The sequence below is a fragment of the Corynebacterium sp. KPL1814 genome, assembly GCF_000478175.1.
Taxonomy (GTDB): Bacteria; Actinomycetota; Actinomycetes; order Mycobacteriales; family Mycobacteriaceae; genus Corynebacterium.
In genome coordinates this window covers 189,782-205,662 of record NZ_KI515778.1, presented here as the reverse complement: position 1 = coordinate 205,662, position 15,881 = coordinate 189,782, and the positions used below count along the sequence as shown (strand labels likewise).

At 60.1% G+C, this 15,881-nt stretch carries 11 protein-coding genes and 1 pseudogene; 5 read left to right on the top strand and 7 right to left on the bottom strand.

From position 1 onward, the window contains the following. Nucleotides 1-202 precede the first annotated feature (202 nt). The 4 genes and pseudogenes from HMPREF1257_RS10705 to HMPREF1257_RS10690 all read left to right on the top strand — a co-directional run. The gene (locus HMPREF1257_RS10705) at nucleotides 203-784 is read left to right on the top strand and encodes an ATP-binding cassette domain-containing protein (RefSeq protein WP_005281569.1); all 582 of its coding nucleotides are present in this window, start codon (nucleotides 203-205) and stop codon (nucleotides 782-784) included. After that, nucleotides 781-1,803, top strand: coding sequence for a hypothetical protein (locus HMPREF1257_RS10700; protein ID WP_023025402.1), 1,023 nt, complete (start codon nucleotides 781-783; stop codon nucleotides 1,801-1,803). The genes HMPREF1257_RS10705 and HMPREF1257_RS10700 overlap by 4 nt, the downstream gene beginning before the upstream one ends. A 140-nt stretch (nucleotides 1,804-1,943) precedes the next feature. Continuing rightward, nucleotides 1,944-2,321 carry a GntR family transcriptional regulator gene (locus HMPREF1257_RS10695; RefSeq protein ID WP_023025400.1) on the top strand — a complete coding sequence of 126 codons (378 nt, stop codon included), beginning with the start codon at nucleotides 1,944-1,946 and terminating at the stop codon, nucleotides 2,319-2,321. Beyond that, a pseudogene (locus HMPREF1257_RS10690) lies at nucleotides 2,318-3,364 on the top strand (DUF1648 domain-containing protein); the annotation flags it as partial. The gene HMPREF1257_RS10695 and the pseudogene HMPREF1257_RS10690, both read left to right, overlap by 4 nt. Before the next feature lie 253 nt (nucleotides 3,365-3,617). Here HMPREF1257_RS10690 and HMPREF1257_RS10685 read toward each other — a convergent pair. The 4 genes from HMPREF1257_RS10685 to prpD all read right to left on the bottom strand — a co-directional run bounded on the left by HMPREF1257_RS10685 (nucleotide 3,618) and on the right by prpD (nucleotide 11,215). Continuing rightward, nucleotides 3,618-7,049 carry a pyruvate carboxylase gene (locus tag HMPREF1257_RS10685; RefSeq protein ID WP_023025394.1) on the bottom strand — a complete coding sequence of 1,144 codons (3,432 nt, stop codon included), beginning with the start codon at nucleotides 7,047-7,049 and terminating at the stop codon, nucleotides 3,618-3,620. A gap of 548 nt (nucleotides 7,050-7,597) precedes the next feature. Continuing rightward, nucleotides 7,598-8,758, bottom strand: a complete 1,161-nt coding sequence (locus HMPREF1257_RS10680; protein ID WP_023025392.1) for a bifunctional 2-methylcitrate synthase/citrate synthase — start codon at nucleotides 8,756-8,758, stop codon at nucleotides 7,598-7,600. Between the two features lie 13 nt (nucleotides 8,759-8,771). Further along, a complete protein-coding gene (gene prpB, locus HMPREF1257_RS10675; protein WP_023025390.1) occupies nucleotides 8,772-9,704 on the bottom strand; it encodes a methylisocitrate lyase in 933 nt (310 codons plus the stop codon). Then, nucleotides 9,704-11,215: a 2-methylcitrate dehydratase PrpD gene (gene prpD / locus HMPREF1257_RS10670; protein WP_005277360.1), complete on the bottom strand. Its 1,512-nt coding sequence runs from the start codon at nucleotides 11,213-11,215 to the stop codon at nucleotides 9,704-9,706. Before prpD ends, prpB begins: the two co-directional genes overlap by 1 nt. A 165-nt stretch (nucleotides 11,216-11,380) precedes the next feature. Here prpD and HMPREF1257_RS10665 point away from each other — a divergent pair, with 165 nt between their 5' ends. Next, a complete protein-coding gene (locus HMPREF1257_RS10665) occupies nucleotides 11,381-12,694 on the top strand; it encodes a short-chain fatty acyl-CoA regulator family protein (RefSeq protein WP_023025387.1) in 1,314 nt (437 codons plus the stop codon). Between the two features lie 9 nt (nucleotides 12,695-12,703). Here HMPREF1257_RS10665 and HMPREF1257_RS10660 read toward each other — a convergent pair whose 3' ends face one another. The 3 genes from HMPREF1257_RS10660 to HMPREF1257_RS10650 all read right to left on the bottom strand — a co-directional run bounded on the left by HMPREF1257_RS10660 (nucleotide 12,704) and on the right by HMPREF1257_RS10650 (nucleotide 15,839). Beyond that, nucleotides 12,704-14,131, bottom strand: coding sequence for an NAD(P)H-quinone dehydrogenase (locus tag HMPREF1257_RS10660; RefSeq protein WP_005281545.1), 1,428 nt, complete (start codon nucleotides 14,129-14,131; stop codon nucleotides 12,704-12,706). A gap of 70 nt (nucleotides 14,132-14,201) precedes the next feature. After that, nucleotides 14,202-15,392 carry a M20 family metallopeptidase gene (locus tag HMPREF1257_RS10655; RefSeq protein ID WP_023016834.1) on the bottom strand — a complete coding sequence of 397 codons (1,191 nt, stop codon included), beginning with the start codon at nucleotides 15,390-15,392 and terminating at the stop codon, nucleotides 14,202-14,204. Nucleotides 15,393-15,470: 78 nt separating this feature from the next. Then, a complete protein-coding gene (locus tag HMPREF1257_RS10650) occupies nucleotides 15,471-15,839 on the bottom strand; it encodes a helix-turn-helix domain-containing protein (protein ID WP_023025385.1) in 369 nt (122 codons plus the stop codon). Between the last annotated feature and the right edge of the window lie 42 nt (nucleotides 15,840-15,881).

Below are 15,881 nucleotides of genomic sequence, written 5' to 3'. Positions count from 1 at the left end.
CCATGAGAGATTACGGCACCCTAAAACCTCTAGACAGGCTCTTGTGACTTACATGCCAGGCACAAGGAGCCAAGCCCATCAATAGAACAGGAACGCACAATCATACCCAAGGTTTTAATCCAAGATTACTTCCTGAAACAATTGAATCGCATCAAAGCTACCGCCCCCTAGGGCCAGCCACCTGTCTGCTAACCTGGCAACGATGTTGACAATAGATGCAGACTACGGGCATTCCGCCGCCTTGGGGCACCTCAATCGCAGCTTTAATGCCGGTCGCGTATACGGCCTAAAAGGCCCGAATGGTGCGGGTAAATCTACGCTGCTGCAGACGTTGAGCGGCGAGATTGCCCCACTAAATGGCACCGTTTTCATCGACGGTGCCGCGCCCGGTAGCGCTGCGGCGGCCGGTTCCGTCATCTCCGTCGGGGACCCAGTCTTCCTCCCCGATCTCACCGTGGGTGAGCACTTTAGCTTGCTATCCCGCCGCTCCGGCGTAAACTTTGCCGAGGTCCATGAGCTCTGGGCCATCGACGACGCCATCCGGAACTCCGCTGTCAGCAGCCTTTCTTCTGGCCAGCGCCAGCGGGTCTACCTCGCAGCCCAGCTTTATCAGCCGGCCAAAGCCTTGCTTATCGACGAACCCGAGCGCCACCTCGACCACACCTGGACCGCCTTCTTGGCCGAGGAGCTACGCCACCTGGCAGCCAATGGCCGCTGTGTGGTGCTCGCTTCCCATTCTCCGGCCATCTTCGCTGCCTGCGACGAAGTAGTGAAGATTTCATGAAACTTCTCTCCACAGCTTCCTCAGCCATCTATTACGCCTTCATCGCGGCACTTATCGCGAGCGTCAGCGTCTACGCCTGGCACAATGCTGCAGCGCTTCTGCCCTCGCTAGCACAGCGCACGACCGCTGCTCTGCCCGCAACCGCGACCATTGGTGCCGGGCTCGGCTCGCTCGCCCTCATCGTCCTCCTCGAGGCGCTCTATCCGCTGCGCAGCCTTTCGCTCGGGCGTTGGGTCTATGCGGATAGGCCGCGGGGGCGCATGGGAGGCGTCGATAAGCTGTCTATTGCCCAGCTCGCCGGCGTGAGCCTCCTAGGTCTTGCCCTGTGTGCATCGCTGCATCTTCCACTCTATGCGGCGATAACCCTCCCCCTGCTGCGGTTTGCCATCGGCTGGCGATCCTTCGAACTCGCCTCGCTCCTCCGCGCGGGCCGTACCCGTGCCATCGGCTCGTCCCCCTTTGGGCTACTGGATTCTGAGGTTTCTGCCGATGCTATCGCCTCCCAATCCGCTCGCCTGCGCCCGCGCTCACATGCCACGGCTTCGCTCAGTCTCCTCTTTGCTCGGCGCCTGTTTCGCCGGTGGTACATCCCCCTCGGTGCGGTCGCCGTCATGGGACTGACCCTAGCGCTAGCACCTCAGCTCGGCGGCCTTGCTCTTATTGGATTTGCTGCCGCTTGGACCATTGTCGGCGCCGCTACTGGCCGCGCCGCCTCCTTCGGCCGCATCGTCGATGGTGCGTGGCCCGACTGGGGACTGCCACTGGCTGCCACCGCAGGTGCTGCCGTTGTCGGCACCGCCTTCATCGCCACCGTGTGGAAGCTGTCCCTGTTCACGCTCGCAGCATGTTGTTTGGGGCTTAGTTACACCGCTTTTAAGCGCTCCCGTCCCGCACGCGTTACCACCATGAATATCATCGATACCGGCGGCTTCGGCGCCTCCTTCTCTCCCGAGGTCTTCGGTTACTTCATGCGTGGGAGCTACGGTATTGCTGCCATCGCTGGGGCCCTTTTTCTCTAGTCTCCCTGCCCCGCAACCCAGGTACGTCACTGCATTAAGTCGCAGGTACCTGGGATTCTTTTTGCCCTCTTTTCTGTACCACATAAAATAATACAGCTTGTGTTACAGCGAGTAATACAGAAAAAGATTGGAGGTGACAGATGTTCATTACCCTTCACCCCGAATCTGACGTCCCCGTTTTTCAACAGATTCACGATGAAATCGTTTTGGCTATCGCTCGCGGACAGCTTTCCGATGGCGACAAGCTAGATCCCGTCCGCCGCGTTGCCAAGGATATAGGCATTAACCCTGCCACCGTGAAGAAGGCATACGACCTCTTGGTTTCCGAGGACCTTGTAAAAACCGCCGGACGCTCCGGCTCCATCGTCAGGCCTGGTGCTCGCACCACCGCGCAAGAAAAACAACTGGAAGAGCAATTAAGCCGCATAGTCGCACTCGCCCGCGCCCAAGGCTTTAGCCCAGATGAGCTCCACGCTCGACTCAGCTCCACCCTTAATGACCTGGAAGTATCACCATGATTTTCACACTCATAATGGCCGCCACCACCCTGGTTATCACCTGGATCATGGCCACAGCCCCCTCCCTGGCCTCACCTGGCACACCGCTCGGAGTGCGCGTGCCCAAGGCTTATCTTTCTGATCCTGCGGTTACCTCCGCCCTCGCCGGATTCAAGATACGCACGTGGAGCTGCGGCATCGTGGCAACGGCCATGTCCCTCTTTGCCTGGAAACTGCCGTTATTAGCCGCACTACCTTCCCTCGTGGTGGCGCTCGGTGGCATGTGGGCTTATGCGTCCCAACGCCGCCGTATCATCGCGGCTAAAAAGGCGGGCGGCTGGTTCGACGAGGTTGAAACCAGCATCGCTGCCCGTGTTTCCACCACAGCCATTGATGCGCCCGAATTTCGCGGCATCCCTACCCCGACCTTTCCGTGGGTAACCATGCTCTCTTCCCTGCTGTGCATCGCGGCCGGTGCCATCATCGTCGCTTCCCACTGGTCCGCCATTCCGGACCCCGTTCCCGTGCACTGGAATGAATCCATGGAGGCCGACAATTGGAGCGACAAATCAATTGGGAGCGTATTTTTCTCCTCATTCGTCGCTTTAGCATTGCTGGGCCTATTTGCCATTATCTGCTCTTTTATCGCGCATAGTGAGGTGTCCCCACGCTCTGAGCGCAGCATTAAAGCGCGGCTGCGTAACGAAGCAAACCTCGCCCTGACGAACACCGGCATGGGAGTCCTCACCCTGCTCATCAGCGCCGGGATGGCGCTGATGCAGGTAACCGGCCCTATCCCGCATTATCAACGCTTCAACGGCGCCGCGATCACCACAATGCTGATTCTCACCATTGGTGGCAGCATCGGTCTAGTTGTATTTCTTCTCTACAAGCAATCCCGGTTATCCGAACAATTGCGCGGTATTCACTTCGCTGATGAAGACAAAGAATCACCGGACAATGACCACCTCTATAAATGGGGAGTAATATATTACAACCCGGATGATCCGGCGGTACTGGTAGATAAGCGCTTCGGTACGGGAATGTCATTTAATTATGCCCGGTGGCAGGCCAAAGTCTTTTTCGGCCTCGTGGTACTCATCTTGGTCGGCTCGTTAGCATTGCCCGTCATCCTTGGTTAAGGCGAGCCTCCGCCATCCTCGCGAATCAACGATTTCGTCCATCTAGAGCAAGGATTTCGTCGACGGTTGCGGTCATTTGGATGGACGAAATCGTTGATTTTTAGCACAGCTAGACACCAAAGCGCCCCGCTGCCTCGAGATAAATCGAGGGAAGCGGGGCGCTTGAGTGTGCAGACTAGTTGATTACGGCAATGAGGTCGCCGCCTTCCACCTTGGTGGCCTGGCCAATGGCCACGCGTTCGACCACGCCATCCTTGGTGGCGGAAATGGAAGCTTCCATCTTCATGGCCTCGATGACCGCGATTTGGTCGCCGGCCTTGACCTCGTCGCCTGGCTCTGCCGTGGGGTTGACCACACCGGCGAACGGGGCCGCTACGTGGCCGTCATTGGACGGATCCGCCTTCTCCACCGTAGCCACGGTGGATTCGGCATTTTCATCGCGCACCTTCATCGGGCGGATTTGGCCGTTGACGTTGAGCACGACATTGCGCATGCCCTTCTCATCCGGCTCACCCACAGCATCGAGGCGCACCACGATCTGCTTAAGGTCGGAGCGATCGGTGGAGTCTTCTGGGAAGAAGTGCACCACCTTTTCTTCACCTTCGGTCAGGCCGTAGAAGAAGGTCGTATCCGTCAGTGCCTCGGTATTGCCGTACTTGCGGCGGAACTCATTGAATTCCTCGAACTGCTTGGGGAAAAGCAGGCGGTTCAGGCTCGCGCGGCGCTCATCCGAGTTGTCCGATTCTAGGTGCGGCTGCTCTTCTGCCGGGACATCGGTAATCTGCGCACCGGTTTCGGTGCGGCCATCGAGGACCTTATCGCGCAGCTCCGGCCAGCCACCCGGAGGGGTGCCCAGCTGGCCGCGGAGGAATTGATCCACGGAAGCCGGGATATCGTACTTCGTCGGGTTGGCTGCGAAGTCTTCCGGAGAAACACCGGTACCAACGAGGTGGAGCGCCAGGTCACCCACCACCTTGGAGGACGGGGTGACCTTTGTGGGGCGACCCAGCATCTCGTTGACGGCGGCGTAGTTATCCTCGATGACCTCGAAGCGATCCGCGAGGCCCAAAGCCACTGCCTGCGCGCGCAGGTTCGACAGCTGACCACCCGGAATCTCGTGCTTGTACACGCGGCCGGTCGGGCCAGGAATGCCGTTTTCAAACGGGGCGTACAGCTGGCGCACGGCCTCCCAGTACGGCTCCAAGTCCGAGACCGCTTGCAGGTCGATTCCAGTATCGCGCTTGGAGTTGGAGAACGCGGCGATGAGCGCGGAGAGCGAAGGCTGAGACGTGGTGCCGGCCAGCGGCGCCGAGGCGCCATCGACAATATCGGCACCGGCGCGCGCCGCCGCGAAGTAGGTAGCGATCTGGCCACCGGCAGTATCGTGCGTGTGGACGTGGACCGGCAGGTCGAATTCCTTGCGCAGCGCGGTCACCAGGGTGTGCGCGGCCTCTGGACGCAATAGGCCCGCCATGTCCTTAACGGCCAAGATGTGCGCGCCGGATTCTACGATCTGCTCGGCGAGCTTCAAGTAGTAATCCAAGGTGTAGAGGTCTTCCTTCGGCGAAGAAAGGTCACCGGAATACGCCATGGCCACCTCGGCCACGGTGGTATTCGTCTCGAGCACGGCATCGATGGCCGGGCGCATCTGGGAGACATCGTTAAGCGCATCGAAAATGCGGAAGACATCCACACCGGACTTGGCCGCTTCCTGCACGAAGGCGCGGCAGACCGAATCCGGGTACGGGGTATAGCCCACGGTATTGCGCCCGCGCAGGAGCATCTGGATGTTCTGATTCGGCATGGCCTCGCGCAGCAGGTCCAGGCGCACCCAGGGGTCCTCGTGGAGGAAGCGCATGGCCACATCGTAGGTAGCACCGCCCCACGCCTCCACGGAGAAGAGGTCTGGGGTCAGGCGCGCCACGGCCTCCGCCGCTGAGACCAAGGCGGTGCTGCGCACACGGGTAGCAAGCAGGGACTGGTGGGCATCGCGGAACGTCGTGTCCGTAACCATCAATGGTTCTTGGGCACGAATCTTTTCCGCGTACTTCTGTGGCCCTAGCTCCAGGAGATCATCGCGGGAACCGCGCGGGAGCGGCTCTTCCGTGTTGAACTCCGGCAGCTTATCAAACGGGCGCAGCGCGGTGGGCCTATCACCATTGGGCTTATTCACGGTGACATCCGCGATGTAGTCCAGGATACGACCGGACTCATCTACCGCCGGTGGCGCCTTGAGCAGATCCGGGTGCTCGGTAATGAATCCAGTATCGACGCGGGTATTGACGAAGTCAGATTCATTGAGCAACGCGCGCAGGAAGCCGATATTGGTGGCCACGCCGGAGACGTGGAACTCGTTCAGCGCGCGGCGAGCACGGTGCACAGCCTGCTCGAAGGTGGTGCCGCGGCAGGTCATCTTCACCAACAGGGAGTCGAAGTTGGGCGATACCTCAGCACCCACGGAGGTAGCGCCGTCCAAGCGTACACCAGCGCCGCCCGGCGAGCGATATGCGGTCAACGTACCCGTATCTGGGCGGAAGCCGTTATTCGGGTCTTCGGTAGTAATGCGGCACTGCAGGGCGGAGCCGGTAATGGTGATATTTTCTTGCGACAGGTTGATGTCTTCCAAGGAAGCACCGGCGGCGATATTCATCTGCGCCTTGACGATGTCCACACCGGTAACCTCCTCGGTCACGGTGTGCTCCACCTGCACGCGTGGGTTCATCTCAATAAAGACGTGGTTGCCGCGCTCGTCCACGAGGAATTCCACCGTGCCGGCGCCCTCATAGTTAATGTGCTCGCAGAAGTTCACGGCATCCTGGCAGATGCGATCGCGCAGCTCCGGATCCAGCGACGGCGCGGGAGCGATCTCTACGACCTTCTGGTGGCGGCGCTGCACGGAGCAATCGCGTTCAAAGAGGTGAATGACATTGCCCTGGGCATCCGCGAGCACCTGCACCTCAATGTGTTGCGGATTAATCACCGCGGTCTCGAGGTACACGCTGCCATCACCAAAGGCCGCCTCGGCCTCGCGCGAGGCTTCTGCTGCCCGTTCACGCAGCTCAGATTCCGATTCCACGTAGCGCATACCGCGCCCTCCACCGCCAGAGACGGCCTTGACAAAGACTGGGAAGCTGAAGTCACCGGCGTCTGCCACCAGCTTATCGATGTCCGTAGTCGGCTCCGAGTCCTGCAGCGTCGGCAGCCCTGCTTCCTTCGCGGCGTTAACCGCAGCGGATTTATCACCGGTGAGATCCAGCGTGCTCGGGGTGGGGCCAATGAACTTAATGCCATTATCCTCGCAGGCACGGGCCAAATCGGCGCGCTCGGACAAGAAGCCGTAACCCGGATAGATTGCGTCCGCCTCAGACTTCTTGGCAGCGCGGATGATTTCCTCGATATCGAGGTATGCCTTGACGGGCTGTCCCTCGTCACCAATGCGCACTGCCTCATCCGCAAAGGCGCGGTGGAAGGAGTTGCGATCTTCACGAGGATAGACGGCGACGGTCTTCGCCCCCGTTTCAAAGGCAGCGCGGAAGGCACGCACGGCGATTTCACCGCGGTTGGCTACCAAAATCTTGTCGAACGATGGAAGGGCGGAATTGGCCACTTGGGTGTTCCTTTCAACTTGGAAGACGCTGCGTTGCAACGTCCCCACTGGGGTGATCCGTCTCTCAGTTTAGAGATAAGGTTAGTTTTTATCATCCCTTTTTTAAAACGGAATTTTCTACACTCACCTGCAACTTAAACGCCACACGGGCAATTTCTGCCAGTCAACCAGTAATAACAGGCCTAACAATTCTGCAAAGTCTGCAAATTTCCATCCGGCAAATTTTTCGCAGCCGCAGTTGCAACAACAGCCGCCGCAGTCGCAGTCGTGGCCACAGCCACCGCCGAATCCACAACCGCCGCAGCAGTCGGTACCGCAGCCGCTACATGTGCATCCTCCTCTGCAATACCTGAGGCGAAAATGCAACATCTGAGGGCGCGGTTTGCTCAGTTATATCGTAGGAGGATGCACATTTAACGCCGATGGATACACATTTAACGCAGCAGGATGCACAAATGCTCCCCACGCGAACGTGGGGAGCAAATGCGGTCCACTTAACGGCCTACTCAACGGCCCACCGCGGGCCGCAAGCGCGCGGGGCCGAGCGATTAGAAGGACTTCGGCGGAACGGAGCGCTGGTCTTCGCCGGCGTAGGCGGACAGCGGGCGAATCAGCGAGTTGTTCTCGTTTTGTTCCACGATGTGCGCGGTCCAGCCGGTGATGCGGGCCATGACGAAGATCGGGGTGAAGAACTGAATATCGAACCCGAGGATGTGGTAGGCAGGGCCGGCCGGGAAGTCTAGGTTCGGCTTGATCTTGATCGAGGTGTTTTCCTCCATGGTCTTGGCCATGATGTCGTACATCTCGATCCACTTGGTCTGGTCGTGCTGCTCGGCCAGCTCCTTGAAGGCGGCCTCCATAGTGGGAACGCGGGAGTCACCGTTCTTGTACACGCGGTGACCAAAGCCCATGACCAGGTCCTTATTGGCCAGCTTGTTCTTGGTCCACTCCTCTGCCTTGGCAGGATCGTCTACCTCGAGGAAGTTCTTCATGACTGCTTCGTTAGCACCACCGTGCAGTGGTCCCTTGAGCGCACCAATGGCGGCGACGATGGCGGAGTAGGTATCAGACATCGTAGAGGTAACCACGCGTGCCGAGAAGGTGGAGGCATTGAAGGAGTGCTCGGCGTAAAGGATGAGGGACTTATCAAAGGCCTCGATATCGGCGCGGTTTAGCGCAGGGGAGCCTTCTTCGTCGCCGAAGACCATCCACAGGAAGTTTTCAGCAAAGCCCTTCTTGCGGGAAGGCTCAATGTAGCCTTCACCGCGGCGGCGACGGATGTCGAGCGCGATGATGGTGGGGATCTTCGCCATGAGTTCGAGCGCGGTACGGCGGACGTGCTCGGAGTCCCTGGTGTATTCCTCCGCATCCTGAGCGCCAATGAAGGAAATCGCCGTGCGCAGCACGTCCATGGGGTGGCAGCTTTGCGGCATGGACATGATGAGGTCAATGAGATGGCGGTCCAGGTGACGCAATGCCTTTTCACGCGCGGAGAAACGGATGAGGGATTCTTGGCCCGGCAGCTTGCCATTCCACAAGAGGTACGCAACCTCTTCGAAGGAACAGTAGCGGGCGAGTTCTTGCACCGGGTAGCCGCGGTAGGTCAAGGAGTTGGTCTCAGGAACAACCTTGGAAACGGCAGTTTCATCAACGACGACGCCGTAAAGGCCCTTGCGGATTTCTGGGGTTTCGTTTTTCTTATCGGACATGGTCACTGGCTCCTTAGCTTTCAAAAGTGGGTTGATAATTGTCTTTGGAATAGGTGAATACGGACTGGTCGAACTCGTTGTATTCTTGGTAGCGGACCAGCTCGTACAGGCGGGAGCGGTGCTGCATGCGCTCTAACCATTCGGTCTGGATGCCGGTATCTTGCAAGTCGCGCAGGAATTCTTCGGTAGCGCCCATGGCCACGCGGAAGCTGGAAACCGGCCAGATCACGGCGTTGTATCCCAAGCCGTCGAGGGTCTTCGCTGATTGCAGCTCGGTCTTGCCAAACTCCGTCATATTCGCCAAAAGCGGCGTATCCACGGCGGCGCGGAACTTTTCAAAGTCCGCGGGGGAATACAGCGCCTCAGTAAAAATGAGGTCCGCGCCGGCTTCGGCATAGGCCTTGGCACGGTCGATGGCGTCATCGATGCCATTGACGCCGGCAGCATCGGTACGGGCGCAGATGATGAAATTAGGATCGCGGCGCTCGTTGACGGCCGCGCTGATGCGGCGGACCATGACCTCCTTGTCCACCACCTCCTTGCCGTCGAGGTGCCCGCAGCGCTTCGGGTTGACCTGATCCTCCAGGTGGCAGCCGGCCAGCCCGGCATCTTCGAGGGCGGCGACGGTGCGGGCGGCGGACATAGGTTCGCCGAAGCCGGTATCGGCATCGACAAGCACGGGCAAGTCCGTAGCGCGCGCAATCTGCCCGGCGCGCTGGGCTACCTCGGTCAAGGTGGTCAGGCCGATATCGGGCAGGCCCAAATCATTGGCCAGCACCGCGCCGGATACGTAGACGCCGTCGAAGCCGCCGATGTCCTGGATAAGGCGGGCGGTCAGCGGGTTAAACGCGCCCGGCAGCGTGGTGATCGATCCGGATTCGATGGATTTGCGGAAATTCGCGCGCTTTTCTGCGTTGCTGATTGTAGAACCAAATAGTCCAGCCATTAGAAGATTCCCTCCGGTTTCTCGGGCGCGGTGGCAAGGTGCTCATCGCTGACCCGCACGTTGAGTTCGGTTAGATCGGTGAGGTTTTCTAGGTCTTGCACGGCGGTGAGGAAGCGCTCTTGCTCGGCCTCGTCGACGACGCCATCGGCAAGCTTTTTGAACTTGGCAATGTACTGCTCGCGGGCGAAGGGGCGGGCGCCCAGCGGGTGGGCGTCAGCTACGGCGCGCTCGTCTTCGATGACGGTGCCGTCCTTGAAGGTGATAACGGCCTTGCCGCCGAAGGCTTTTTCCTCAAGGTCGTTGGAGTGATAGCGGCGCGTCCACTCGGGATCCTCAACGGTGGAGATCTTCTGCCACAGCTCGATGGTCTCCGGGCGGTTGGAGCGCTCAGGGGAATAGGAGGTTTCGTGGTCCCAGACGCCATCTTCTAGCGCGACCGCGAAGATGTACATCACAGAGTGGTCCAGGGTTTCGCGGGAGGCGGAAGGATCCATCTTCTGCGGATCGTTCGCGCCGGTGCCGATGACGTAATGGGTGTGATGGGAGGTGTGCAGCACGATGGACTCGATATCCGCCGTCTTCAGGCCCTTATCCTCCAGCGTCTTTTTCAGCGCAAAGGCCATGTCGATGGGAGCCTGCGCCTGGTATTCCGCGGAGTGTTCCTTGGTGTAGGTATCCAGGATGGCGGTCTTGGCCTCCCCGTTTTCTGGCAGGGGCACGGTGTAGGTGCGCTCTGGTGAATGCAGCATCCAGGCGATGAACCCGTCCTCGCCCTCCCAGATCGGTGCCGGGGCGCCCTCGCCGCGCATGGTGCGGTCGACGGCCTCGATGGCCATCTTGCCGGCGAAGGCTGGCGCGTAAGCCTTCCACGAAGAAATCAGGCCCTTGCGGGACTGGCGGGTTGCCGTGGTGGTGTGCAGCGCCTGGCCGACGGCCTGGTAAATCGTGTCCCTATCCAGGCCCAACATGGTGCCAAGCCCTGCGGCTACCGATGGCCCCAAGTGCGCCACGTGGTCGATCTTGTGCTCGTGCAGGCACATGCCTTTGACCAGGTTGACCTGGATTTCATAGCCGGTTGCAATGCCGCGGATAAGGTCGCGGCCGCTCAGCCCCTTGTGCTGCGCTGCGGCAAGAAGCGGCGGAATATTATCGCCGGGGTGGGAATATTCGGCGGCGAGGAAGGTGTCGTGATAGTCCAACTCGCGGACCGCGGTGCCATTGGCCAGTGCGGCCCACTCCGCGGAATAGGTGCCATCGATGCCAAAGATGGTGGAACCACCCTTGTCCACCGGATGGGCTTCTGCCATAACTCGCGCGGATGTGACGGGGCCACGGGCGACGGAGGCCATAGCTACGGCGGCGTTATCGATGATGCGGTTGATGATCATCTCGGTGGTTTCTTCCGGAACCTCTACGGGGTCCGCAGCCACCTCGGCCACCTTGTACGCCAAGTGCTCCTCGTAGGGGAAGTCCTCGGCGGATTTATGAGTGCGTACCTCATGGTTTTTCACTAGTTACGTCCTCCTTCATCAAGAATGCGTTGCACATCACAGTAAATGCTTGCATGTGGTGCACGCTATAGGTAATGTTTGTGGAAATTAGCGGACTTCTTTTGTGAAATCTGCAAAACTTGTGATTTTCACAGCGCAGGGGACTTAAAGGAAGGACGGGGACGCATGACCAAGCACTATGCGGGGGCACGGATTCACGCTTTGCGCAAGCAGCGCGGGCTCACCCAGGTGGCGATGGCGAAGAAGTTGGGGTTATCCACGAGCTACCTCAACCAGCTAGAAAACGACCAGCGCCCGCTGACCGTCACCGTGTTAATGCAGCTAGCCCAGCGCTTTACCGTGGATCCCAGCTACTTCGCCGAAGACCGCGATATCCATACGATTACCGAGCTCCGCCACATCTTCCCCGATGCCTCTGAAGAAACGCTCTCGGATCTCGCCTCTCGCTTTCCCGAGTTGATGCCGCGGTTTGTTGATGTTGCTTCCCGCGCGCCCGCTGCGGACCCCTCCCCCTTTGAAGTGGTGCGGGATTTCTTTTATGACGCGCATAATTACATCCACGAGCTCGATGTGCTCGCAGAAGAACTCGCTGGCCAGTTGGGCGATCGCGTCCTGCGCCGCGGCCGGCTCGCCTCCCGCATGCATGAGGATCTGGGGGTTACGGTGCGCTTTTCCCGTCCCGGCCCTCGGCGCAGCTTCGACCCAGATACGCGCGAGCTCTCGCTGCGCGATGGGTTATCTGAGGCGCAATTGGTCTTTGAAATGGCCCTGCAATACTGCCTGCTGGCCTACGGCGATATCTGTGACAACCTCGTATCTGAACTGCCCGAAGGCGAATCCCAAGACTTAGCCACCCTGGGCCTTGCGCAGTACTTCGCGGCGGCTGTCACCATGCCCTACCAGCGCTTTCTCACGATGGCAGAAGATACCCGCTACGATATCGACCTGCTGTGCAACTACTTTGGGACTGGGTTTGAAACAACCGCGCAGCGCCTTGCCACGCTCCAGCGCCCAGGGCTTAAGGGCGTGCCCTTTTCCTTCATCCGCACCGACCGCGCGGGCAATATTTCCAAGCGGCAGTCCTCTACCGCCTTTCACTTCGCGCGCTCTGGCGGATCCTGCCCCCTGTGGGTAGTCCACCGCGCCTTTGAAACCCCGAACCGGATTACCCGGCAGGTCGCCGCCATGCCGGATGGCCACGCCTACCTGTGGATCGGGCGTTTCGTGCAGGGAACGGCCAAGTCTTGGGGCACGCCGCGCAAGGAATTCGCGGTAGGCCTAGGCTGCGATATCGCCCAGGCGGATCGCATCGTCTATGCCGATGCCCTAAACCTAGACATTTCCGCCGCCACCCCGATTGGCCCAGGCTGTACCGCCTGCCCCCGCGAGTTCTGTCCGCAGCGCGCCCTGCCGGAGGCAGATAGGCCGATCAAAATCGAGCTTAACCGCACTGCGGAGCAGGCCTACTCCACGTTCTAGGAACGAGTTTTACTCCAGATCATCGTGGGCCACCAGCCGGCGGGCGGCCTCAGTGATGGTGCCGGACAGCGATGGGTACACCGCGAAGGAATCCGCCAGCTGATTCACCGTGAGCTGGTTGGTCACTGCCATAGCGATGGGCAGGATGAGCTCGGAGGCGGTCGGCGCGACGATGACGCCACCGATCACGCGGCCGGAGGTAGCACGGCAGAATAGCTTGACAAAACCGTGCTGCAGCGAGCGCATCTTCGCACGCGGGTTGGTATTCAGCGGCATGGTAATGGCGCGGGCGGCGACCTCACCGGCCTCGATCTCGGCCTGGGTAAAGCCCACCGCCGCGATCTCCGGGCGGGTAAAGACCGCATTTGCCACGGTCTTCAGGCGCAGCGGCGAGACGCCTTCACCGAGCGCGTGGTACATCGCCACGCGGCCCTGCATCGCGGCTACGGAGGCAAGCGGGAAGAGATCGGAGCAGTCACCGGCTGCGTAAATGCCGGCAATATTGGTGCGCGAGACGCGGTCTACCTGGATGTGACCAGACTTCGCGGTTTCCACGCCCACGTTTTCCAGCTTCAGATCCTTGGTATTCGGGACGGAACCAATGGACATGATGACGTGCGAGCCGTGAATCTCGCGCCCGTCTTGCGTGGTGACCAGCACGTTGCCGTCCTCGGTGCGGTTAACGGTTTCCACGCGGCAGTTCTTTTCCAGCTCCACGCCGCGCTCGCTCAGCACGGTTTCGAGGACGTCGGCGGCATCGGCATCATCATGCGGCAAGATGCGATCGCGCGAGGCCACCATCGTAACTTTGACGCCCAGCTCAGCGAAGGCGGAGACAAACTCGGCACCGGTGACACCGGAACCCACCACAATGAGGTGCTCTGGCAGCTCAGTGAGGTTATATACCTGCTGCCAGGTCAGGATGCGCTCGCCATCCGGCTGGGCGCCGGGCAAAATGCGCGGGGTGGCGCCGGTAGCCACCAAGACGAGGTCCGCATCCAGCGTCTCCTCGTGTCCATCCTCGTTGAAGACCGCGGTGACCTTGTGCCCACCAAAGGCATCGGCTTGCTGATCTTCCGGGAAGTGCGCGCGGCCATCGATAACGCGGGCACCCAGGGAATCCATGGTATTGCGGATATCACCGGATTGCTTAGCCGCCAAGTCCTGCACGCGCTGGTTCAGCGCACTGATGGAAAGCTGCGCCTTGCCGATGCCCTCGTTCAGCTCCATGTCATCCGCGCGGCGCAAGTCCGTTTTAATATTGGCGCCGGCGATGAAGGACTTGGAGGGAACACAGTCCAAGACCACGCTATTGCCGCCCATGCCTTGGTCTTCGATGATGGTGATTTCCGCGCCGTACTTGGCGCCAGCCAGCGCTGCCTCGTAGCCCGCCGGGCCACCGCCGATGATGACAATTCGCTTGGTCTGGTTCAACACGCAATTGCTCCTTTATAGGCTCCACTTTTAAAGTCGCCTACGAGTCTAACCCGTAGGTAACCCCAGCGCGTTAGTCCGCCTGCGCATTCTCCCCCATAAATTGCTCGACAACGGCCCCAAAAAGCTTAATGCCCACACCAATTGCCCGCTCATCCACGATGAGGTCGCCCATGTGCAGATCGTGCTGCTCCCCCTCCCCGGACCAGCAACCAAGGCGCGCCATGGAACCGGGCACCTTTTCCAAATACCAGGAAAAGTCCTCGCCGCCGGAAGACTGCGGGGCCTGGACCACGGCTTGCGGGTCGATGGACTGTGCGGCAGAAGCAAGCATGGCGGTAGCGACGTCATCGTTAAGCACCGGCGGCACGCCGCGGTTATAGGACAATTCGTGTTCTACCCCCACCGGCGCAAGGATCTGATCCACCAGCTCCGCGAAGAGTTCCTGCATCTGGCGCCAGATGGTGATATCCGCGGTGCGCATCGTGCCGGTCAGCATGCCGGTTTCCGGGATTGCGTTAGGGGCATAGCCGGAATTGACCTGGCCAAAGACCAAAACCGTGCCGGTGCGCGGATCAACGCGGCGAGACAGCAGCGCCGGCAGCTCCGTAATAACCTTGCCCAGCGCATAGACCACATCCGCGGATAGGTGCGGGCGCGAGGTATGCCCGCCCGGGCCCTTGATCTTGAGCTCCACCACGTCCGTTGCCGAGGTAATAGCCCCGGCGCGGATGCCAATGCGCCCCACGCGCAGCTTCGGCTCGGCGTGGATGGCGAAGATGGAATGCACGCCTTCTAACGCGCCCCAAGAAATAACGTCGGTGGCCCCGCCGACCCACACTTCCTCCGCCGGCTGGAAGATGATGCGAATGCCCAGCTCCAGCTCATTAACCCGCTGAAAATCCGCCAGCGCGCAAGCCAGGCCGAGCGCCACGGTAGTGTGCACGTCGTGACCGCACGCGTGCATGGTTCCGGGCTTCTCAGAGGTAAACTCCAGCCCAGTTACCTCGGTAATGGGCAAGGCATCGATATCGGCGCGGAAGGCCAAGCGGCCAAGCTCCGTGTCCGGGCCGATGTCCACCATGAGGCCGGTGTGCGGGAAGCGCTGCGGCTCAAGCCCGTAATCCGCAAGGATATTCGCGATGTAATTGGTGGTTTCCACCTCTTGGTTCGCCGTTTCCGGATTGCGGTGGATATGGCGCCGCCACGCGATGACCTCCGCACGGTGAGCATCGAACCACTCGTTAATAAACTCCGAGATCACGCGCACGCCTCCCTGTTGCTGGACTATCTCTTGGAGGCAGTCTACAACTAGACCATGCGGTTCAGTAAGTCAGGGTGGTTAGCCCCGCGCATCACTAAAGCGCCGCTGGTTGATGTAGTCCTGTGGAAAGGGCGCCACATCTTCTACCCCGAGCACGGCGGAGTCTGCCAAGTGGCCCTCCATCACGTCCCCACCGGCCGGCAAGAGGACCGCCGGCGGGATTTCTAAAGCCAGCGCCAGTTTGTACACCGTGGATAATTGCGGGTCCGCCATGGTGTGTAGGCCATTTTCATTGCGTTCCAGGTTGGAAATCTGGCTGCGCGATACCCCCGAAATATCCGCGAGCACTTGCTGGGATACCCCGCGCCGCTCGCGCACGCGGCGCAGTTGTTGCGAAAATCCGTAGCCGTAGCTCGACCACATTAGTTGAATAAAACTCACGATCATTTCCCCCTTTGAAAGCCGCCTTCGGGCTTTCAGGGAGAAATA